The sequence below is a fragment of the Edaphosphingomonas laterariae genome, from assembly GCF_900188165.1.
GTDB classification, from domain to species: Bacteria; Pseudomonadota; Alphaproteobacteria; order Sphingomonadales; family Sphingomonadaceae; genus Sphingomonas_E; species Sphingomonas_E laterariae.
Genome location: NZ_FZOS01000001.1, coordinates 86,115 through 107,213, shown reverse-complemented (window position 1 = coordinate 107,213; position 21,099 = coordinate 86,115). Strand labels below are relative to the sequence as shown.

14 protein-coding genes are annotated in these 21,099 nt (G+C 64.1%); 7 read left to right on the top strand and 7 right to left on the bottom strand.

Annotation, left to right across the window (positions count from 1 at the left end; all coding sequences use genetic code 11):
- Window positions 1-26 precede the first annotated feature (26 nt).
- Window positions 27-1,085, top strand: a complete 1,059-nt coding sequence (locus CHB74_RS00515; protein WP_245842520.1) for an alkene reductase — start codon at window positions 27-29, stop codon at window positions 1,083-1,085.
- A 160-nt stretch (window positions 1,086-1,245) separates the two neighbouring features.
- Here the strand turns inward: CHB74_RS00515 and CHB74_RS00510 are convergent, their stop codons facing one another.
- Complete coding sequence (locus CHB74_RS00510; RefSeq protein ID WP_089217646.1) at window positions 1,246-2,505, bottom strand: TetR/AcrR family transcriptional regulator; 1,260 nt, start codon at window positions 2,503-2,505, stop codon at window positions 1,246-1,248.
- A gap of 91 nt (window positions 2,506-2,596) precedes the next feature.
- Here CHB74_RS00510 and CHB74_RS00505 point away from each other — a divergent pair, with 91 nt between their 5' ends.
- Complete coding sequence (locus CHB74_RS00505) at window positions 2,597-4,927, top strand: arylsulfatase (protein WP_245842519.1); 2,331 nt, start codon at window positions 2,597-2,599, stop codon at window positions 4,925-4,927.
- 40 nt (window positions 4,928-4,967) lie between these two features.
- A complete protein-coding gene (locus CHB74_RS00500) occupies window positions 4,968-7,310 on the top strand; it encodes a TonB-dependent receptor (RefSeq protein WP_179220653.1) in 2,343 nt (780 codons plus the stop codon).
- 75 nt (window positions 7,311-7,385) lie between these two features.
- Here the strand turns inward: CHB74_RS00500 and CHB74_RS00495 are convergent, their stop codons facing one another.
- The 3 genes from CHB74_RS00495 to CHB74_RS00485 all read right to left on the bottom strand — a co-directional run bounded on the left by CHB74_RS00495 (window position 7,386) and on the right by CHB74_RS00485 (window position 10,168).
- Entirely contained in the window at window positions 7,386-8,294 is a 909-nt protein-coding gene (locus CHB74_RS00495) for a Coq4 family protein (protein WP_089217644.1), read from the bottom strand.
- Complete coding sequence (locus CHB74_RS00490) at window positions 8,291-9,424, bottom strand: Gfo/Idh/MocA family protein (RefSeq protein ID WP_089217643.1); 1,134 nt, start codon at window positions 9,422-9,424, stop codon at window positions 8,291-8,293. The genes CHB74_RS00495 and CHB74_RS00490 overlap by 4 nt, the downstream gene beginning before the upstream one ends.
- Before the next feature lie 81 nt (window positions 9,425-9,505).
- A complete protein-coding gene (locus CHB74_RS00485) occupies window positions 9,506-10,168 on the bottom strand; it encodes a TetR/AcrR family transcriptional regulator (RefSeq protein WP_179220652.1) in 663 nt (220 codons plus the stop codon).
- A gap of 326 nt (window positions 10,169-10,494) precedes the next feature.
- On the opposite strand from CHB74_RS00485, the gene purB reads away from it, so the two are divergent.
- The gene (gene purB / locus CHB74_RS00480; protein WP_089217641.1) at window positions 10,495-11,811 is read left to right on the top strand and encodes an adenylosuccinate lyase; all 1,317 of its coding nucleotides are present in this window, start codon (window positions 10,495-10,497) and stop codon (window positions 11,809-11,811) included.
- Window positions 11,812-11,833: 22 nt separating this feature from the next.
- On the opposite strand, the gene CHB74_RS00475 is transcribed toward purB, so the two are convergent.
- A complete protein-coding gene (locus CHB74_RS00475; protein WP_089217640.1) occupies window positions 11,834-13,549 on the bottom strand; it encodes an acyl-CoA dehydrogenase family protein in 1,716 nt (571 codons plus the stop codon).
- 59 nt (window positions 13,550-13,608) lie between these two features.
- On the opposite strand from CHB74_RS00475, the gene CHB74_RS00470 reads away from it, so the two are divergent.
- A complete protein-coding gene (locus tag CHB74_RS00470) occupies window positions 13,609-14,568 on the top strand; it encodes an L-threonylcarbamoyladenylate synthase (protein ID WP_089217639.1) in 960 nt (319 codons plus the stop codon).
- A gap of 13 nt (window positions 14,569-14,581) precedes the next feature.
- On the opposite strand, the gene msrA is transcribed toward CHB74_RS00470, so the two are convergent.
- Window positions 14,582-15,124 (bottom strand): peptide-methionine (S)-S-oxide reductase MsrA, encoded by a 543-nt coding sequence (gene msrA / locus CHB74_RS00465; RefSeq protein ID WP_089217638.1) that lies wholly within the window; start codon window positions 15,122-15,124, stop codon window positions 14,582-14,584.
- Window positions 15,125-15,275: 151 nt separating this feature from the next.
- Between msrA and CHB74_RS00460 the strand changes: the two genes are divergently transcribed.
- A complete protein-coding gene (locus CHB74_RS00460; protein ID WP_245842518.1) occupies window positions 15,276-17,693 on the top strand; it encodes a PAS domain-containing hybrid sensor histidine kinase/response regulator in 2,418 nt (805 codons plus the stop codon).
- A gap of 16 nt (window positions 17,694-17,709) precedes the next feature.
- Entirely contained in the window at window positions 17,710-18,069 is a 360-nt protein-coding gene (locus tag CHB74_RS00455; RefSeq protein WP_089217637.1) for a YbaN family protein, read from the top strand.
- An 18-nt stretch (window positions 18,070-18,087) separates the two neighbouring features.
- Here CHB74_RS00455 and cofH read toward each other — a convergent pair whose 3' ends face one another.
- Complete coding sequence (gene cofH, locus CHB74_RS00450) at window positions 18,088-21,006, bottom strand: 5-amino-6-(D-ribitylamino)uracil--L-tyrosine 4-hydroxyphenyl transferase CofH (RefSeq protein WP_089217636.1); 2,919 nt, start codon at window positions 21,004-21,006, stop codon at window positions 18,088-18,090.
- Window positions 21,007-21,099 lie beyond the last annotated feature (93 nt).

The following is a 21,099-nucleotide window of genomic DNA, read 5'->3' as shown; positions in this document are numbered from 1 at the left end:
TCCACATATCCACCGGGAAAAACTTGATGACTCTGTTCGACGCCGTCCAGCTTGGCGAAATCGCGCTTGGCAACCGTATCGTCATGGCGCCGATGACGCGCAGCCGCGCGGATGAGGATGATGCCCCGGCCGCAATCGCCGTCGAATATTATCGCCAGCGCGCATCGGCCGGGCTGGTCATCGCCGAAGGCGCCCAGCCGAGCCCGACCGGCAAGGGCTATTTGCGGACGCCCGGCATCCACAGCGATCGGCAGATCGCCGCGTGGCGGACGGTGACGGACGCGGTGCATGCCGAAGGCGGGCGGATCGTGCTGCAGATCATGCATGTCGGCCGGATCGCCAGCCATCTGAACAAGGCCGCCGATGCCGAAACCGTCGCGCCATCGGCGATCCGCGCGCGCGGGCAGATCTTCACCAACAGCGGCATGGCCGATTTCGACGAACCCCGCGCGTTGCGGACGGACGAGATTCCTGGCTTGATCGCGGAGTTCGCGACCGCTTCACGCAATGCGATCGCGGCCGGCTTCGACGGTGTCGAACTGCACTGCACGAGCGGCTATCTGCCCGCCCAGTTCCTGTCGACGGGCACCAATCACCGCACCGACGGCTATGGCGGCGACGCGCACGGCCGCATCCGCTTCGTGATCGAGACGCTGGAGGCGATGGCGGCCGCGGTAGGCGCTGGTCGCGTCGGATTTCGCATCTGTCCGGGCAATCCCTTCAACGACCTGCACGATGACAATCCGGCGGAGACCTTTGGCGAACTGCTGGCCGCCGCGTCGCCGCTGGGCCTGGCTTATCTCCATCTCATCGACGTCAAGAACCGTCAGGTCGACAGCCTCGCGCTCGCGAAATCCGTATGGCAGGGCAATCTCATCCTGAACGAAAGCCTTACCCGCGACAGCGCCACGCAATTGCTGGAAGCCGGCACGGCGAACGCCTTTTCTTTCGGTCGTCCGTTCATCGCCAACCCCGATCTCGTCCACCGGTTCAGGGCCGACGCTCCGCTGGCGGCATTCAACCCTGCGACGCTCTACACGCCGGGGGCCGAGGGCTATACCGATTATCCTGCCGTCGAAGGCTGAGCGACCGGCTGTATCGCTTTAGGGATCTGTCCGCACCGGCCGAGCTGAGGCTCGGCTGGCCGATGATGTCACAGCGGAGGTCCGCGCGGTCGATCCCGAAAGCGCGTGGTCGACGGTCAGGATGTCGTCATCTACCGGCCAAGCCGCGCCATCCGACGCGTCAGCGATAGGCGATCGCGGCGACTTCGCGAGCATGCTGCGCCGCTTCCGCTTCGTCCCAGACGATCCGGTCGGTCAGACGGCGGTTGCCGCGTCCGGCCAGCAGCAGGAATTGCTCTGCCGCGACCATGCAGTCGGGCACCGCAATCGCACCCTGCGCGCGCCACTGGTCGAGCCGCACGGCCAGCGCCTCACGCGGCGGCGCGATCAGGCGCAGCCATGCCCGCTGGACGATCGCCGCCTGCGTCGGCGCCTCGGTGACGAGCAGGCGCATCAACTGCACATGTGCTTCGCTTTGCGCCAGCCGGTCCTGTTCGAGCGCGATCTCCACCAGCGCCGCGCCGATATCGGGCGCGTCGGGCAAGGGCGCGCGCTGGTCGAGCAGATCGTCGACCGCCCTGTCGAGCGCGGCGGCGAACAACCCCTGCTTGTTCCCGCAATGCTTGTAGATCGTCATCTTGGATATGCCGGAAAGTCCGGCAATCTCCTCGACGCTCGTCTGTCGGAACCCGGCCTCGCAAAAGCGCCGGGCGGCGCAGCGCAGCATATCCGTCCAGCGATCGGGTGAAAGCCGGCCGCCTTTTCCTGCCGGGGGGGCGGCCCGCGACGGGCACGCATCCTGCGGTGGCGGGGTCGACAGGGCAGGGGCCTCGGGCAGCGGCTCGCGCCAGCCGCCGAGGAACATCTGCAGCAGGCCGTTCAGGCGCGCCTGATGCTCGGCGGGCGTCGGATCGAGGCCAAGGAACTGCCGTGGCCCGCCGATCGCCAGCAGGCCGCACCAACTGAACAGACGTTCCGGCGCGATCGACGGCAGGCGGCCATCGCGCTGTTCGCGCACGAGCAGATCGACCAATGATGTCGGCTGGCTGCGCAATCGGTGCAGTTCGGCGGCAAGATCGGGGAACCGTGTCGCGGCGGCGATATTGGCGCGATAGAGTTCCAGGTTGGCAGGCTGCGACGATGCCGCCTCTGCCCAGCGCGCGTGGACGCGCAGCGCATCCTCCAGCCCCAGCATGTCCACCGCCGGCGGCGCCGGGCCGATCGCCTCCGCCACGGTCAGCAGCAGCACCTCCTGGAACAGCCGCTCCTTCGACGGGAAGTGGCTGTAGAGCGTCTGCTTGCTCGCCCCCGCACGCTGGACGATGCGATCGGTGCTGGCGGCGAAGAACCCTGCGTCGAGAATCTCTTCCTGCGCAGCCTTCAGCAGCCGGTCTCGTGTCGGGATGGCGTCAAATCCGGACGCGGGAATGGGAAGGGCCATCGCCTCTTCTGGCCCAGCAGGCGTCGCGTTGCAACCGATCAAACTATACCGTACAGTACTATCAAAATAACATGATATCAGGGAGGTTGAGATGCGGAACGCCGCAGGATTGCGCCTGCTCCTCGGGCTGGCGCTCGCGTCGACGGGTATCGGGCAGGCCCTTGCTTATGATCAGGTCGCGCTCCCCCGGCCGGCGGAGCCTTTCGCCGGCAAGATCGGCACTACCTTCGCGGATTCCACCCAAGCCTTTCCCAAGCCGGTACAGGCGCCCGCCAACGCGCCCAATATCCTGCTGGTGCTGACCGACGATGTCGGCTTCGCCGCCTCCAGCACCTTCGGTGGTCCGGTGCCGACACCGACGCTCGACCGGCTCGCCGCCAATGGCCTGCGCTACACGCGCTTCCATACCACGGCGATGTGTTCGCCGACGCGCGCGTCGCTGCTGACCGGCCGCAACCATCATGCCGTGGGAACAGGGATCGTTACCGACACCGCCAGCGGCTATCCGGGCTATGACGGCAATATGCCGCGTTCGGCCGCAACCGTGGCCGATGTGCTGCGTCACAATGGCTACAACACCGCCTTCTTCGGCAAGCATCACAATATCCCGCAGGGGCAGGAGGATCCGAACAGCGGCCCGTTCGATCACTGGCCCACTGGCATGGGGTTCGAATATTTCTACGGCTTCCTTGGCGGCGATACCAACCAGTGGCAGCCGACGCTCTATCGCGGCACCAACCGCGTGGCCGCGCCGGACATGGCGACGACGCTCGATCATTATCTGGCGCAGGATCTGATCCGATGGGTGCACGGGCAGAAGGCGGCGGCGCCGGGCAAACCGTTCCTGGCGTATCTCGCGCCGGGCACCGCGCATGCCCCGCATCAGGCGCCGGCGGACTGGATCGCGCGCTTCAAGGGCAAGTTCGATCAGGGATGGGATCGGCTGCGCGAAGAGACCCTAAAGCGCCAGAAGGCGGCCGGGATCGTGCCGAAGAATACGGTGCTCACCCCGCGGCCGGATACGATCCCCGCCTGGGCCAGCCTCTCGGACGATCAGCGCCGCGCTTATGCGCGGATGATGGAAGTGTTCGCCGGCATGCTCGCTTATCAGGACAACCAGATCGGCACCGTGCTCGATGAACTTCAGCGCATGGGCGAGTTGGATAATACGCTGGTCATCTTCATCGAGGGTGACAATGGCGGCAGCCCCGAGGGCGATGTCACGGGGTCGATGAACGAACTCGGCACGCTCGCCAACGGCATGCGCGAAGATACCGCCTGGCTGCTCGATCAGATGCCCGAAATGGGTGGGCCGAACAGCTATCAGGTGTTTCCGGTCGGCTGGTCCTGGGCCACCAACGCGCCCTTCCAGTGGACCAAGCAGGTCGCCTCGCATCTTGGCGGGATGCGCAACGGCATGGTCGTTTCATGGCCGGCGAAGATCGCGGACAAGGGCGGCATCCGCACCCAGTTCGCCCATGTGAACGATATCATGCCCACCGTCCTTGAAGCGGTCGGCGTTCCGGCGCCCGATATCGTCGATGGCGTGCCGCAGCAGCGGGTTGACGGCACCAGCCTCGTCTACAGCTTCGATGCGCCGGCAGCGCCCGAACGCCATGTCCGCCAATATTTCGAGATGATCGGCACGCGCGGCATCTACGATCAGGGCTGGATGGCCAGCACCACGCCGGGGCGCCTGCCGTGGAAGTCGGGCGGATCGGCCGGACTGCCCACCGATTATAAGTGGGAGCTTTACGATCTGCGCAGCGATTACAGCCAGGCGCACGATCTGGCCGCCCGTTATCCCGAACGGCTGGCCGCGCTGAAGGCGCTGTGGGATCAGGAAGCCCGCGCCAACAATGTCTATCCGCTCGACGATCGGCAGGGCACGATGCGCGCGTCGGCGGCGCGGATGCGGCCGGCGGCCAATTATGTCTATTGGGGCGCGGGGATCAGCCTTGCGCAGGTCAAGGCGCCACCGCTCAACTTCACCTCCTTCGCGATGACCGCCGATATCGACGTGCCGGCGCAAGGCGCGCGTGGCGTTCTGGTCGCCAGCGGCAGCCATTTCGGCGGGTGGAGCTTCGGCTTCCGCGACGGGCGGCCCTTTGCCGTCCATGCCGCTTCGCAAAAGCCGGAAGATCGGTTCGAAATTGCCGCGTCGGCGGCGATCGCACCGGGCAAGCACAAGCTCGTCTATGATTATCGGCTGGATGGTCGGCCGGGGCAGGGCGGTACGCTGGCGATCAGCATCGACGGCAGTGAAGTCGCACGCGGCCGCATCGGGCGCACGGCCTATGTTGCCGCCGGGCTCGGCGAAACTTTCGATATCGGGCGCGATACCGGGGCGCAGGTGGTCGACCTGCCGGGCGGATCGGATTTCAGCGGCACGATCGCACGGATCGAAGTCACGCCGCGCTGAACCATCAGAAACTTATCAAATCATAATGTGGGGAGTGAAAATGACGGTTGTTGTAAAGGGTGGTGCTTGGTTGCTCGCATCGACGGCGCTCAGTCTCTGGTGCGGGACGGCGCTGGCGCAGGACGGCAGCGTCGCGGCGGCGGAAACGAGCGCCGGGGGGCTCGAGGAAATCGTCGTCACCGCGCAAAAGAGGGCCGAAAACCTGCAGGATACGCCGCTGGCGGTCAGCGCGCTGACCTCGCAGACGCTGGAAGCGCGGCGCATTTCGGATATCAGCGGCATCACCGCCGCGGCGCCCAACCTCACCACCACGATCACGCCATCATCCACCGCCAACATCGCCGTCCATATTCGCGGCATCGGTGAATCCGATCCCGTGCTGACGGTGGATTCGCCGGTCAGCGTCTATCTCGACGGCGTGGTCATCGGCCGATCGGCCGGCGCGATCTTCGATCTCGTCGATCTGGAACGGGTGGAGGTGCTGCGCGGGCCGCAGGGTACGCTCTATGGCCGCAACACCACCGGCGGCGCGGTCAACTTCATCACCGCCAAGCCGGCGGATGCGTTCAAGGCCTCGTTCGGCGCCACCTATGGCCGCTTCAACGATATCCAGACGCGCGCCAGCGTCGATACCGGCGAACTGGGCGACAGCGGGCTGCGTTTCAAGCTGTCCTACGCGCACAAGCAGCGCGACGGTTATGCCGACGATCTCAACCAGCCCGATGCCAATGATCCCGGCGCCTATAATGTCGATGCCTTCCGCATCGCCGCGCGGCTCGATCGGGGTGGCCCGCTCCGCATCGACTATGCGTTCGATTATAATGACAGCAAAAGCTATTCGGTGCCGTTCCAGCTCGCGGCGGTGCGTGCCGACATCGCGGCCTACCTCTCCAATTCCGAAGCGTTGGGCGGCAACCCGCTTGTTTACTCGCGTGATCGGCTGAACAAGCTGCGGCTCCAGCAGGGCCAGCTGCGTGATGAGGTGATGGGCCACAACCTCACCGTCGAATATGATCTGGCGAGCGATCTGACGTTGCGGTCGATCACCGGCTATCGCCAGTGGGTGAACAGCGTCGCGCGCACCGATCTCGACGGTAATGACGGCCTCGCGGGCTTCACCGTCAGCCCTGCCATCCTCGTTCCGCCCAACCGCTTCATTCCGACCGGCGTGCGGGAGGTGGATCTGTTCGCTGCGCGCAACAACCGCCGGCAGGAACAGGTGTCGCAGGAGATAAACCTGCTCGGCAATTTCGGCGATACGGTCGAATATGTCGTCGGTGGCTTCTACTTCCGTGAAAAAGCGCGCGAAAATAATCCGCAGGAACTGACGTTGGTGCTGCGCTCGCCCGCGTCCATCCCGCTCGGCAACGGCGTCAGCACCGATTATTTCGGCGTGCCACTCGCGCCGCAACTTGCCTATCGCCACAGCTCGGAATCGATCGCGGGGTTCGCGCAGGCGACCTTCCATGTCACCGACCGCTTCAACGTCACCGGCGGCATCCGCTATACCGAGGACCAGAAGCATCTCGATCAGAGCGCGGCGATCGTCCGCGATCTGCGCTCCAAATATAATCGCTTCAACTGGGCGGCCAGCGCCGACTACAAGATCACCGACGACGTGCTCTTCTATGCCCGCGTCGCGACGGGCTACAAGGCGGGCGGTTTCAACCCGCGCTCGGTGGGCGGCAGCTTCGATCCCGAGGATATCCTGTCCTACGAAGCCGGCCTCAAGACCGAATTGTTCGATCGCCGGCTGCGCTTCAACCTCACCGGCTTCCACTCCCGCTACAAGGATCTCCAGGTCAGCCAGTTCCTCGCAGGCAGCGGCGGTGCTTCCAGCATCACGGTCAATGCCGGCAAGGCCACCTATACCGGCGTCGAGGTGGAAGCCACGGCGGAACCGGTCGATGGCCTCACGCTCAACGCCACCGGCGGCTATGTGGATCGCAAGTTCAAGAGCTTCGTCATCCGCAACGCGGGCACCAACCAGCTTGAGGACGTGGCCGATGAGGCGCGCTTCCACTATTCGCCCAGCACCACGGCCAATGCCGGTATCCAGTATGAATATGGCGCGCTGTCGTTCGGCAAGATCCTCGCACGGCTGGATTGGACCTATCGCAGCCGCATCTACTTCCATCCGCTCGATCGCCTGAACCCGTTCAACGAGCAGATTTCGGACGGTTCGGTCGGCCGCTTCGATGCGCGGCTGGCGGTGTCGGAACTCGAACTCGGCGGCTCGCGCGCTACGGTGGCGCTGTGGGGCAAGAACATCACGAACGAGGATTATCTCTATTCGGGCATCGACTTCGGATCGCTCGGTTTCGCAGGCATCGTTTATGCCGAACCGCGCACCTACGGCATCGATCTCCGTCTCGATTTCTGATCGCGGCACATTGCCCAAAAGAAAGGCCGGGTCGCCAGCGAGGCGGCCCGGCCTATTTTTACTGCCGCACCCAGTTCAGGGGATGATTTCGCGTCCCTCGCCGAACACGAGCGATGCTTCGCGGCTGTCGGTCGGTCCGTGGAATCCGCGCCAACCCAGCGCCTCGCGCGCTTCGGCCGGGGTCATGGCCAGCACCGTCTCGAACCGCGCGGTGAACAGCATATCGGATTGCTGGCCGATCTCGTAACCATAGGTCAGGTTTCGCCACAGAGTGGACCAGGCGCCCGGGTAATGCAGCATCGTCCGCGTCATCCACGGGAACATGATCAGCGTGTTCGTGGTCATGAACGTGCCGGCCAGTTCCGGGCCGAGATGGCGAAAGCAATTGCCCGTCACCACACCCGTGATGAAATATTCGGCGACCGACCCGAACCCGATTTCGCCCAGGATATGGTAGAAATCATGGGTCTGGCCCATGCGCAGGTTCCAGAAATCGAGGCTGTTGGCGGGCTTCCAGTCGGGATTGGCGAGCACGCGCGAATTCAGCTCGGGCGAAAGATCATGCTCGTCCATATAGTCGAACAGCTGGCGGCCGACCGATCCTTCCGGGTAGCTGCGTAGATCCTCCTTAGTGAAGGTCGATACGAAACCTTCTTCCATCCAGCGGTCGAAGGCGGGGTTGCGCGCGCGTTCGTCCGCGACGAGGCGCTCGGCCGCTGCCACGTCGGAAATATCGTCGACCGCCTGCATCAGCGTCGGCAGTCCGAACAGCAGCGGGTAATCATGGCCGTTGCGGCGCAGGCTTTCGGTGGAAATCCACTCGCGCACGCGCATGTCGTTCAGCCATCCAGACGAACTGATCGGCACGCTGCTCGGCGTCGTGATGTTGCGGCGCCCGTTAAGGTAGAAGACCGGGTTGCCCGAAGTCACGTCCTGTCCGCTGTCCGAGGCGGCAAAGGCGTCCGCGGCTGGTTCGCTGTTCATATCGCAACTCCTGCAGCATGTTGCGCCGGCGTGGGTGGCATGTCCTCCATCCGCGCCAGCAGGTTCTGAATTTCGGCCGCGCGGGCAAAGTCGGGCGATACCGGCCCATCCTGGCGGATCGCCTCGCGCAGCTCGGTGTAAAGATTGCCGATCGCGCTCAGCGCCTCGCGCGATGCGCTCGAACCGGGATAGGCGGGGTAGCGATCGGGCGTGGCGGGAATGACGGCGCATTCCAGTTCCGGCGTAATCGCGATCGGGGTGATCGGCGCGCCGTGGCGCCCGCCGGAAAGTGCCAGCGCCTCGATCGCGGGCAGGGATGCATCGCGGGTCGAAAGGATCAGCGTGCCTTCATGGCCGTCGACCCGCCATTCACAGCCCATGCCCGTCATCGACACGCCCGCCAGATCGACGTTGAACATCGCACCATTTTGCAGGCTGCCGTGGAATTGCAGATGGTCGGCCGCGTCGCGGTCGATCGGGCTGCCGGTCTCGTCCACCGGGGGCAGGTGGATCGCGCTGCGGCAAGCCATTGTGGCGATCCCGCCGAAATAATGGTCCAGCGCGTCGATCAGGTGCCCACCATAGATTGAAAGCAGCGTCGTGCCGCCGGCCCGCATCGCCATCGCCCGCATCATCGGGCCGAACAGCCGGGCGGTCAGCGTGACGCTGAACACCGTCCCTACATAGCCTTCGGCAATCAGCCGGGCGGCCGCGCGCATCGCCGGCGTACCGCGCAGGTGCAGCCCGATCATCGCCTTGGTACCGGCGGTGGCCGACAGCGCGGCCAGGTCGCGCGCCTGCGGGGCGGTCAGCGCCAATGGCCATTCGCAATAGACATGCTTGCCCGCGCGCAACGCTGCCTCGGCAATATCGTGGTGGAAGGGGGCCTTCACGCAGATCGAAACAAGGTCGATCTCCGGATGGCGGGCAAGGTCCAGCGCATCGGTGAAGTGCAGCGCTGCGCCGAAGCGTTCGGCCGCCGCACGGGCACTGTCCTCCCTGGTGGTGCACACCGCCTGCAAGGCGAAGCCCGGCAGGCGCTGGAGTACGCGGCAATGCACGCCCGATCCCCATCCATAATCGGGATTCGCGCCCACAATGCCCACGCGCAACGGCGGTTGAGACGACATGAAACTCCTCTCCGAGCTTTGGTTTTTTCAAACCATACTCCGAGTCTAGTTTGTAGTCCAGCATCACCTTCGGCGCAGCGATCAGCGCGTGCCGGCCATGAACTCCAGCAATTCCCGGCCCACAAGATCCAGCACGATTTCGGTATCGGCGGGGCTGGTTTCGCCGCGTGCGATCTCGGCGCACACCGCCGCCGCGCGGTTCGTTACCAGCCGGGCATGGACGCGCTGACGCCGGGCTTCCGGGCCGGTGCCGGCCGTTTCGGCAAAGCCGCGCACGCCGCTTCGCGCCAATCGGTCGATAAAGCCCTCGCTGTCGTTCAGCACGCGCTGACGGAAGCCGCTTTCGAACAATTGCAACTGCGCGATCAGCGGCGTCACATAGCGATGTTCAACATGGATGTCGGCAAAGGCGCGCAGCCACGCCTTGATCGCATCGATCCCGGCATCGCCGGCTTCGGGCAGGGCATCGAACAGCGCGGTCGTCTGGGGCACGATCTCGTCATAGATCGCGTAAGCGAGTTCGAGCTTGGATTCGAAATGGGCGTAAAAGGTCGCCCGGCTCACGCCTGCCGCGCGGATGATATCCTCAATCTTGGCGTCGATATAGTTGCACTGGGCAAACACGCCGCGCGCCGCCTGCAGGATCGCCGCCCGCGTCGCTTCCCGCCGCTGACGCAGATAGGCCTGGCGTCCGGGGGAGGGGCGCCGTTCCGGGCGGGCGATCTGAAGATTATCCGTGGTCACGCCTCCTTTTGCCGATCTTTTCGCCTGTCGGCAAAGCTGTTTCCGGCGGTGCCGGTGGATCTCATCTGGCTGCGTCAACAGCGCGGCGTTAGCCGTAGCTTGCTTCCAAGGTAGCGGCGATGGTCACTGTCGTGGAAACGCGATAGCGACACGGCCGACTGATTTGCTCTTGCGCTAGGCAATCCGTCCGTCGTCGTGGCTTACAACAGGAATATCTGATAATATACATTATGTAAAATATATACTTCTCGACGCGGGTGGATTTGCTGCGATGGGCAGCCTCTGCTAACCGCGCGATCGAAAATCCCCAACGCAGGACTGCCGGCATGATCCCCCGCTATTCGCGGCCCGAAATGGTCGCCATCTGGACCCCCGAATCCAAGTTCCGCATCTGGTTCGAGATCGAGGCGCACGCCACCGAAGCGCTTGCTGAGCTCGGCGTCGTTCCCAAGAGCGCCGCCAAGGCTTTGTGGGACTGGTGGAAGACCAATCCGACGATCGACGTGGTGGCGATCGATGCGATCGAGGCCGTGACCAAGCATGATGTGATCGCCTTCCTGACCTGGGTTGCGGAAAATGTCGGCGATGAAGCGCGCTTCATGCACCAGGGCATGACGTCATCCGACGTGCTCGACACCTGCCTTGCCGTGCAGTTGGCCCAGGCCACCGATATTCTGCTCGCGGATATGGACAAGCTGCTCGAGGTGCTCAAGCGCCGCGCTTATGAGCATAAGCTGACCGCGACCATTGGCCGCAGCCACGGCATTCACGCCGAACCGGTGACGTTCGGCCTCAAGCTGGCCCAGGCCTATGCGGAATTCGACCGCAATCGCACGCGCCTGCTGGCTGCCCGCGCGGATATCGCGACTTGCGCCATTTCCGGCGCGGTTGGCACCTTTGCCAATATTGATCCCAAGGTCGAAACCCATGTGGCGGAAAAGCTGGGACTTTCGGTCGAGCCGACGTCGACGCAAGTCATCCCGCGCGATCGCCATGCCATGTATTTCGCCACGCTGGGCGTGATCGCATCGTCGATCGAGCGCCTTGCGACGGAAATCCGCCATCTACAGCGCACCGAAGTTCTGGAAGCGGAAGAATATTTCTCGCCGGGCCAGAAGGGTTCGTCGGCAATGCCGCACAAGCGCAACCCGGTGCTGACCGAGAACCTGACCGGTCTGGCGCGGATGGTACGTGGCTATGTGACGCCGGCGCTTGAGAATGTCGCGCTGTGGCACGAACGGGACATCAGCCATTCGTCCGTCGAGCGTTACATCGGCCCAGATGCCACCATCACGCTCGACTTCGCCCTCGCCCGCCTGACCGGCGTGATCGACAAGCTGCTGGTTTATCCGGAGCGGATGGACAAGAATCTCAACAAGATGGGTGGGCTCGTTCACTCCCAGCGCGTGCTTCTCGCGCTGACCCAGGCGGGGATCAGCCGCGAGGATGCCTATCGGCTGGTTCAGAAGAACGCGATGAAGGTGTGGGAGTCCGACGGCGAGCTTTCGCTGCTCGAACTGCTGAAGGCCGACGCGGAAGTGTCTGCCAAGCTGACCAAGGAGGAACTCGAGGAGAAGTTCGACCTCGATTACCACCTCAAGCATGTCGACACGATTTTCGATCGCGTCTTCGGCGCGGCGTGAAAATACCGGGGGCGCTTGCGGCTCAGGCCGCGAACGCCCCCGCGTCGATGGCATAAAGTCCTTCGGCGCCCGCCGTCGCGCCATCGGCAAGGCCGATCGCTTCGGGCACGATGCGATCGAGGTAGAAGCGTGCCGCAGCGTGCTTGATCGCGAGGAAATCGACATCCATGTCGGCCTCGCCTGCCGCCGCACGCGCTTGCCGCGCCAATAGCCAGCCGCAAACCAGAACCGAGAGCATGGTCAGCAACGGATAGCTGCCCGAAAGTCGATCATCGACGGAAGCTGCGCCCAATCTGGCAGTGACGAGTTCCACAGCGTCCGCCAGCGCCATCAGCTGGGTCTCGTCGCCTGCTTCGCCACGAATATCGCGAAGCAGTGCCGCCAGCGCCTCTCCGCCCGCCAGTTCCAGCTTTCGTCCCACCAGATCGGCGGCCTGAATGCCGTTGGTGCCTTCGTAGATCGGGGCGATCCGGGCGTCGCGATAATGCTGTGCCGCGCCCGTTTCCTCGATGAAGCCCATGCCGCCGTGGACCTGCACGCCAAGGCTGGCCACTTCCACGCCCACGTCCGTGCCATAGGCCTTGGCCAAGGGCGTAACAAGATCGAGGCGTGCCTGGGCGGCCTCGTCACCCAGATGCGCGCGGTCGGCCTGACCGGCGGCATAATAAATCAGCGCGCGCGCGCCCATCGTCAGCGCCTTCATCCGCAAAAGCATCCGGCGGACATCGGGATGCTCGATGATCGCCACCGGATCGCGTGTCGGTGCCCCTGCCCGCGCCGATTGCACGCGTTCACGAGCATAAGCGACGGCCTGTTGCGTGGCCCGTTCGGCGACGGAAACGCCCTGAAGCCCCACGTTCAGGCGCGCATTGTTCATCATCGTGAACATCGCGCGCATGCCCGCATTTTCCGGCCCGATCAGCCAGCCATGGCAATCATCATTGTCGCCATAGGAAAGGGCGCATGTCGGCGATGCGTGGATGCCCATCTTGTGCTCGATCGACACGCAGCGAACATCGTTCTGGGCGCCATCAAGGCGGATTTTTGGAACCAAAAACAATGATATGCCGCGCGTTCCTGCCGGCGCGTCTGGCGTTCGCGCGAGGACGAGGTGGACGATGTTGTCGGTCAGATCATGGTCGCCGAACGTGATGAATATCTTGGTTCCCTTGATCCGCCAGCTGCCGTCACCGGCGGGCGTGGCGGTCGTCCGCAATGCGCCCACATCGGAACCCGCCTGCGGCTCGGTGAGGTTCATGGTGCCGTTCCATTCCCCCGTGACGAGCTTGGGCAGCCAAGTCGCCTGCTGATCTTCGGAACCATGCGTCGTCAACGCTTCGACCGCACCGGGCGTCAGCATCATGATCAGCGAAAAGCCCATATTGGCTGTGCCGAGATCTTCCAGCACCGCCGTGGCCAGGGCGAAGGGAAGCCCCTGCCCGCCATGTTCGGGCGCGGCGGCCAGCGAGCCCCAGCCCCCGTCGACATATGCCTGATAGGCCGCATGGAAGCCTTCGGGCATGCGCACGCCATCCGCCGTCCATTTCGCACCCACGGTATCGCCGATCCGGTTGAGCGGCGCGAACTCGCCGGCGGCAAAGGCCCCTGCCCCTTCAAGGATGGCATCGACCACGTCCGGGCTAGCGGCGGCAAAACTGTCATGCGCCGCCAGTTCGTCGATACGGACGATATGCCGCATCAGGAAACGCTGCTCGTTGACGACGGGGGTGTAGGTCATCGCTCTCTCGCCTGCTGACATGGCTTGTGTGTTTTCGCCTGCGGCTATAGCGCCGCATCGTGACCGTGCAAAATCCACCGATCGACACCGAATCCTGCCCTTACGGCGAGGCGGCGATTGGCCGTGCCGCCGACCTGATTCGGGATGGACATCCGGTCGCGATCGCGACGGAAACCGTCTATGGCCTGGCGGGCGACGCAACGTCGGATTCGGCGGTCGCGCGGATCTATGCGGCCAAGGGTCGCCCCAGCTTCAATCCATTGATCGTCCACGTCCCGGATATCGAGACCGCAAAGGTGATCGCCGAATTCCCTCCGGTTGCGCAGAAGCTGGCGGCAGCCTTCTGGCCGGGGCCGTTGACGATGGTGTTGCCGTTGGCGGCAAATTCGCCCGTCGCATCGCTTGTTACGGCAGGTTTGCCCACCGTTGCCATCAGGGTTCCGGCCCACCCGGCCATGCGTGCGCTGCTGAGCGTGGCCGGTCGCCCGCTCGCGGCGCCGTCGGCCAATGCGAGCGGTGCGATCAGTCCGACGACCGCAGAGCACGTCATTGCATCGCTGGGTGGCCGCATCCCGTTGGTCGTGGATGCAGGGCCGACTGCTCGCGGCATCGAATCCACCATCGTCGCGATCGAGGATGACCATATTCGGCTGCTTCGGCCCGGCCCCATCACCGGCGACGAGCTTTCGGCCGCCACCGGGCTGGCCGTCACCGGTGCTCAAAGCGATGCAATCGAAGCGCCTGGCCAGCTTGCTAGCCACTATGCGCCATCGCACCCCCTGCGCCTCAATGCCACGGAAGCGCGAGCGGACGAGTGGCTGATCGGATTTGGCCCGGTTCAGGGCGACGAGACGCTTTCCGCCTCCGGCGATCTTGTGGAGGCGGCGGCGCGGTTGTTTGCCGCATTGCACAAGGCCGACGCCTCTGGCCGCAAGAAGATTTCCGTGGCCCCTATTCCCGAACACGGTCTCGGCATCGCCATCAATGATCGCCTTCGCCGCGCGGCCGCGCCGCGCTGACGAAGGGCGAATATCAGCTACCCTGGCGCTTCAATCGCGCTGCGTAACTCTTGCGGAATTTCTGCAGCTTGGGGGCCACCACCGCCATGCAATAGGGGTTGGCCGATCCCTCGCGCTCAAAATATTCCTGATGATAATCCTCGGCGACGTACCAGTGCGCGATCGGCTCAATCGTGGTTACGATCGGGTTCGCATGATCCGGCTGTGCGCGCGCGATCGCCGCGCGAGCTTCCTTCTCCTGCTCGGGCGAGTGCGGGAAGATCGCCGATCGATATTGCGGCCCGATATCGTTCCCTTGGCGGTTCAACTGGGTCGGATCGTGAATGTGGAAAAATATGTCCAGCAGATCGGCATAGGCGATGACGGCCGGATCGAAATGGATCCGTACGGCTTCGGCATGTCCGGTATCGCCGCCACAAACCTGCTTGTAGGTCGGATCGACGACATCGCCCCCAATGTAGCCGCTCTCCACGGCTGAAACACCCTGCACGTCGTCAAACACAGCCTCGACACACCAGAAGCATCCGCCCGCCAGCGTCGCGACTTCCTCGGCCATGGATCACCTTCCTTCGTTAATTTCGTGTCAGTGACATAATCATCCCGCCTCAGGGTTCAATCTGATTGCTTGGCATATGGCCAACATTGTATTCTGATGATGCATCGTGGGGGTGTGTGGCTATTTGCCGAAAGGGGCCCATGTGGGTGGCGTGAGCGTGCCGCATAGCGAACGTTCTGCGGAAACCGAGACCGCTCGGTTGATCCGCACGCATGATTGGGCGGGCACGCCGCTCGGTGCCGCCGATGATTGGCCTGTTGAATTGCGTTCGCTCGTCGATCTGGTGTTGGCATCCCCACTCGCCATGGCCATCGCGTGGGGCGCGGATCATCGCCTGATCTACAACCATGCGTTCGCGGCTATCGTGGGCGATCGCCATCCTGCGGCAATCGGCGATACCGTGCGCCATGTCTGGCCGGAGCTATGGGATGGCTGGAATGCCCAAATATTCGGCCAGCTCAATGCGGGTGATTCCATCTCGGCGCGCGACAAGCAGTTGACGCTTCAGATCGGCGGCCGTTCCGAACAGCGCTGGTTCGACCTCTATTATGCGCCGATCATGGCCGATGGCGCAGTCGCGGGAACGATGTGCTATGCACTGGATCGCACCGACCGCAAGGTGGCCGAAGCCGCGCTGCGCGCTAGCGAAGAAGAGTTCCGCACCCTTGCGGAAGCGGTGCCCCACCATGTCTGGATCGCCGACGTCGAAGGCAATTTCAGCTGGTTCAACTCGCGCATCTACGATTTCGTCGGCACGCCATCGGGCGTCGAGCTCAACGGCGAATGGGCGCCCTTCGTCCATCCCGAGGATGCCGATGCAGTGCTCGCGGCGTGGAGCACGGCGCTCGCCGACCAGAATGTCTTCGAGCACGCCTATCGGCTCAGGAGCGCGGGGGGCAATTATCGCTGGCATCTAGCCCGCGCCCTCCCCACCCGCGACGAAAAAGGACGCGTGGTCCGCTGGATCGGCACCAACACCGATATCCATGATCAGAAGCGCGATACCGACGAACTGATCGAGCGCAACTCCACGCTCGAACGAAATGTGGCCGCACGCACCGCGGAACGCGATCGGATATGGAACGTCTCCCGCGACCTGCTTCTTGTTGCAGACGATCGTGGGCGCTGGCTTTCGGTCAACCCTGCCTGGACCCATACGCTGGGTTGGCAGGAGGCCGATCTGGTCGACCGATCACCGACCGAACTCGTCCACCCCGACGACCGCGACGCGACGCTGGAAGAATTGCTGCGGATAGGCCGTGGCGAGGGTAGCAACCGGTTCGAAAATCGCATCGCCGCGCGCGATGGCACCTATCACATATTATCATGGACCACGGTCTCCACTGGCGGGTTGATCTATGCCGTCGCCCGAGACGTCACCGCTGAGCGCGAAGCGATGCGCGCGCTGGCGGATGCCGAAGCCGCGCTCCATCAATCCCAGAAAATGGAGGTTGTGGGCCAGTTGACCGGCGGCATTGCGCATGATTTCAATAATTTGCTTCAAGGTATTACCGGATCACTGGAAATTGTGCGCCGCCGCTTGTCGGAAGGCCGGCTGCAGGATGTCGATCGCTTCCTGAAGGGCGCAGCAGAGTCCGCCGATCGGGCGACGGGGCTCACCAATCGGCTGCTGGCCTTTGCCCGGCGTACACCGCTCGACGCACGCGCAACCGACGTCAATCAACTGGTGGGCTCCATGCAGGACTTGCTGGGCCGCACATTGGGCGAAAGGATCCGCCTGCGGTGCAAGCTGGATGACAAGCTCTGGCGAACCCGTTGCGATCCCAACCAGCTTGAAAGCGCGCTGCTCAATCTTTCGATCAATAGCCGCGACGCTATGCCGCATGGCGGCACGTTGACGATCGTTACCGCCAATGCGCCGGGTATCGACGGCCGCTCGCCCCTCCCAGCGGATATGCCGCCCGGCGACTATGTCGCGATATCGGTGGCCGACACCGGGATTGGCATGTCCGCCGAGACGCTGGCGCGCGCATTCGAGCCGTTCTTCACCACAAAGGCGGTCGGCCACGGCACCGGCCTTGGCCTGTCGATGATCTATGGCTTTGCCGAACAGTCCGGCGGAAAGGTCGTGATCGAAAGCATGCCTGGGCATGGCACGACGGTCAGCCTGTTCCTGCCACGCGATCTCACCAGTGACGCTGCACATTCGATCGCAAATGAAGATAGCTTCATAAATGGTTCTGGTGAAAGCATTCTTGTTATCGAAGACGAGCCCGTGGTGCGGGCGCTGATCGTCGAGCTTCTCGACGAACTGGGATACGCTCCCATCGCGGTAGGTGACGCAGGGCCGGGCTTGTCCATCCTGCGCTCCAATCAAAGTATCGACTTGCTGATCACCGATGTCGGTCTGCCCGAAATGAGTGGATGGGACCTCGCAGAGGCCGCCCGCGCGATGCGGCCTGACCTCCCGATATTGTTCATCACCGGCTATGCCGACGCCGCCGCCCGGCCGGAAAGCGCGCTCGATGAGGGGACGGCCTTGATTACCAAGCCATTCGGCGGCGCCTTGCTGGCCAGCCGCATTGGAGCCATGCTAGGCCGTTCCTGAACAGCAAGGATGCTCCGTGGTACGTCGCAAGCTCTATCTGGTGGCCGGAGCCGCGGCCCTTGCGACTGGCACGATCGGCATCTTTCTTCCGCTCCTCCCGACAGTGCCGTTCTATATCCTCGCCGCATTCTGCTTCGGCCGGAGCAATCCGGCGTGGGAGGCGCGGCTGCTGAACCATCCGCGCTTCGGTGTCCACATCCGGGCATGGCGCGAGCGCGGAGCGATCAGTCTCCGCGCCAAACGGCTCGCCGTAACGATGCTCCTGGCGAGCGCCGTCGTGGGGCTGCTCACCCTTACGTGGCCATGGTCGCTCCTGCCGGCCACCGTCGCGCTTTGCACGGGCACGTGGATCTGGACGCGGCCAAGCGGGGCCTGAACGCCGAAGCGATGCGCATCACTCCGCGGCGACGCACTCCCCTTGCACATCCGCCACGCCGTAAAGCGTTGTCCGGCGCACCGGCGTGCGGCCCAGGCCCGCTGCCAAAGACCGCATGTCCGTTGCCGTCATTTCCTGCCCGTGCGTGGCGCCCGCAGCCCGCGTAATGCTCTCGTTCATCAGCGTGCCGCCGAGATCATTTGCGCCCGCCTTCAATGCCGCGCGCATGCCTTCACGGCCCATCTTCACCCAGGATGCCTGGATATTGTCGAAGCCGAGCACGAGGCGGGACACCGCATGCATCAGCACCGCTTCGCGCGGCGTCGGCCCCGGGCGCGCACCGCCGCGACGATAGATCGGCGCCTCATGCGCAACGAAAGCCAGCGGCACGAACTCCGTAAACCCGCCAGTGCGCTTCTGGAGGTCGCGCAGCGCGGCCAGGTGGATCGCCCAATCGCAATAATCGTCGACATGGCCGAACATGATCGTCGCTGTCGTCCGAATGCCCTGCTGGTGCGCCGTCTCGATCACCTCCAGCCACTGGCCGGTGTCGATCTTGTCCGGGCACAGGATCTGGCGAACCGGGTCGTGCAGGATTTCCGCGGCTGTACCGGGCAAGCTGCCCAGTCCGGCATCCCTCAAGAGCGCCAGATAATCGGGCAGCGCCATGTTCAGCGTCGCGGCACCATGGCTGATTTCCAGCGGCGAGAAGGCATGGACGTGCATGGCTGGATCAACAGCCTTCACCGCTTTCACAATATTTAGATAGGTTTCGCCCGTGAAGCTCGGGTGGATTCCGCCTTGCAGGCAAACCTCGGTTCCTCCCCGATCGCGCGCTTCCGCCACGCGCGCGGAGATCTCTGCAATGTCGAGAAGATAGGCAGCCTCATTGCCCGCCGCTTTACGATTACCCTTGGAAAAGGCGCAGAAATTGCAGCGATAACCGCAGATGTTGGTGTAATTGATATTGCGGTTGACGACATATGTCGCGACATCCCCAACCGTTCGCGCACGCATTTCGTCCGCGGCTTCGCAGACAAGATGGTAATCGGTGCCGCGCGCGTCAAAAAGCGCGGCGATATCGCTAATCGCGAAATCACCTGCCTGCCCGTTGAGCGCGGCATCGACCAGAGCGGCCGTGCGTCCGCCGCGGCCGCCGCCGCGCGCTATCGGTGCCATTTCAGCCGAGCGCCCTGCCCGCCAGCCGCTTTCGCGGCCGCGCCCGCTGCCGTCGCTATGCTCGAGCGCGCGCGGCCGCATGGCGGGATCGAGCCAGCGTTCGGGGTTGCGGGCATAAGCCGGATAGATGGTCAAACGCTCGGCAAGTACCTTTCCGGCTGCCGCAGTCGCCGTCCGCAACCGGTCGATCTCCGGCCACGGCGCTTCGGGATTCACATGATCGGGTGTCAGCGGAGACACTCCGCCCCAATCATTGATGCCTGCGGTGATCAGCTTCGGCAATTCGGTAGGTGCCAGATTGGGGGGCGCCTGAATGCTCATGTCCGGCCCGAACATCAGCCGTGCGACAGCAATCGTCCAGAGCAGTTCATCGGCATCGGCAGCCGGTGCGTCGGCCATCTTGGTGCCCGGCTTCGGCAGGAAATTCTGGATGATGATTTCCTGAAGGTGCCCGTGTTTCCGATGCAGGTCGCGCAGTGCGGCGATCGCCTCGATCCGTTCTGCACGCGTTTCGCCAATGCCGATCAGGATGCCCGAGGTGAAGGGAACGGCCTGGCGCCCGGCGGCCTCGATCGCGGCGAGCCGAACGGCGGGCACCTTGTCGGGCGATCCGTGATGCGGGCCGCCGGGTTCACTCAAGCGATCCGCGATCGTCTCGAGCATCAGGCCCATGGATGCCGAAACGGGGCGCAGCGCGGCCAGTTCGGTCTCATCCATGCAGCCGGCGTTGATGTGGGGCAGCAGGCCCGTCCGGTCGCGCACTGCCTTGGCGACATGCGCCACATAGTCGAGCGTGCTGGCAAAACCATTGGCGTCCAGCCACTCACGCGCGGCGGTGTAGCGCAATTCGGGTTTCTCACCCAAGGTGAACAGCGCTTCGCGGCATCCCATGGCGGCGCCCTGCTCGGCGATCGCGACCACTTCGTCGACCGACATGTAGGGGCTTTTCAGCTTCCGGGGCGTCTTGGCGAAGGCGCAATAATGGCACACGTCGCGGCACAGCATCGTCAGTGGCAGGAACACCTTGGGCGAATAGGTGACGATATCGCCATGCCCCTGATCGCGCAGTGCGGCGGCGCTTGCCTGCAACTCAGCCGGGTCGATCGCCAGCAAAGCGGCGGCCTCATGCGCAGCGAACATATCAGCCAGCGGCTTGCTCATTTCAGCCGTCTGGCCAGCGGCGATTGCGAAGTCGATCGGCATGTCGATATCGAGGCCGATGGCGGCATCCACGCGAATGTCCGCCTCACCGGCCTGGAGGCGGTGCGCGGCAAAGCTGCCGGATCCGAAGGCGGGCTTGAGCGCCGCTTTCATCGGCATGACGATCATGTTCGTGCCATCGCCGCGCGAACAGGGAGTGATGAGCGGCGCCACCCCGCGATAGGCATCCAGCACCCGGCCTATGGCTGCGGTGTCGAGCAGCGCCAGATCACCCGGAACCAATGCCACATGCGCCGCGCCGCGCAGGCGGGCAGCGGCGATGCCCGCCGCCATGGCGGCATTCAGGCCGTCATCGCCGCCATCCTCGACAATCGCGCCCAGGTTTCGCGCCATATCGGCAACAGCGGCGTCCGTGGTGACGACGAGCACGCCGGCGAAGCGACCGCTAGCGGCCAATGCCTCCACAACCTGACGCGCCATGGCGAAGGCAAAGCCCGCCCTTTCGTCGCCTAGCACGGGATCGAGACGGCTCTTTGCCTGATCGAGCCGTTTCACCGGCACGACCGCCCAGATTTCGCCTTCTGCCTGCACCGCCATCGCTCACCCGACCCATTTTTCCGGTTTATGCCTTACCGGAACCCGTAACGGAATGCGCGCCACCAAGCGATACGACTTCGGGCGCAATCATTC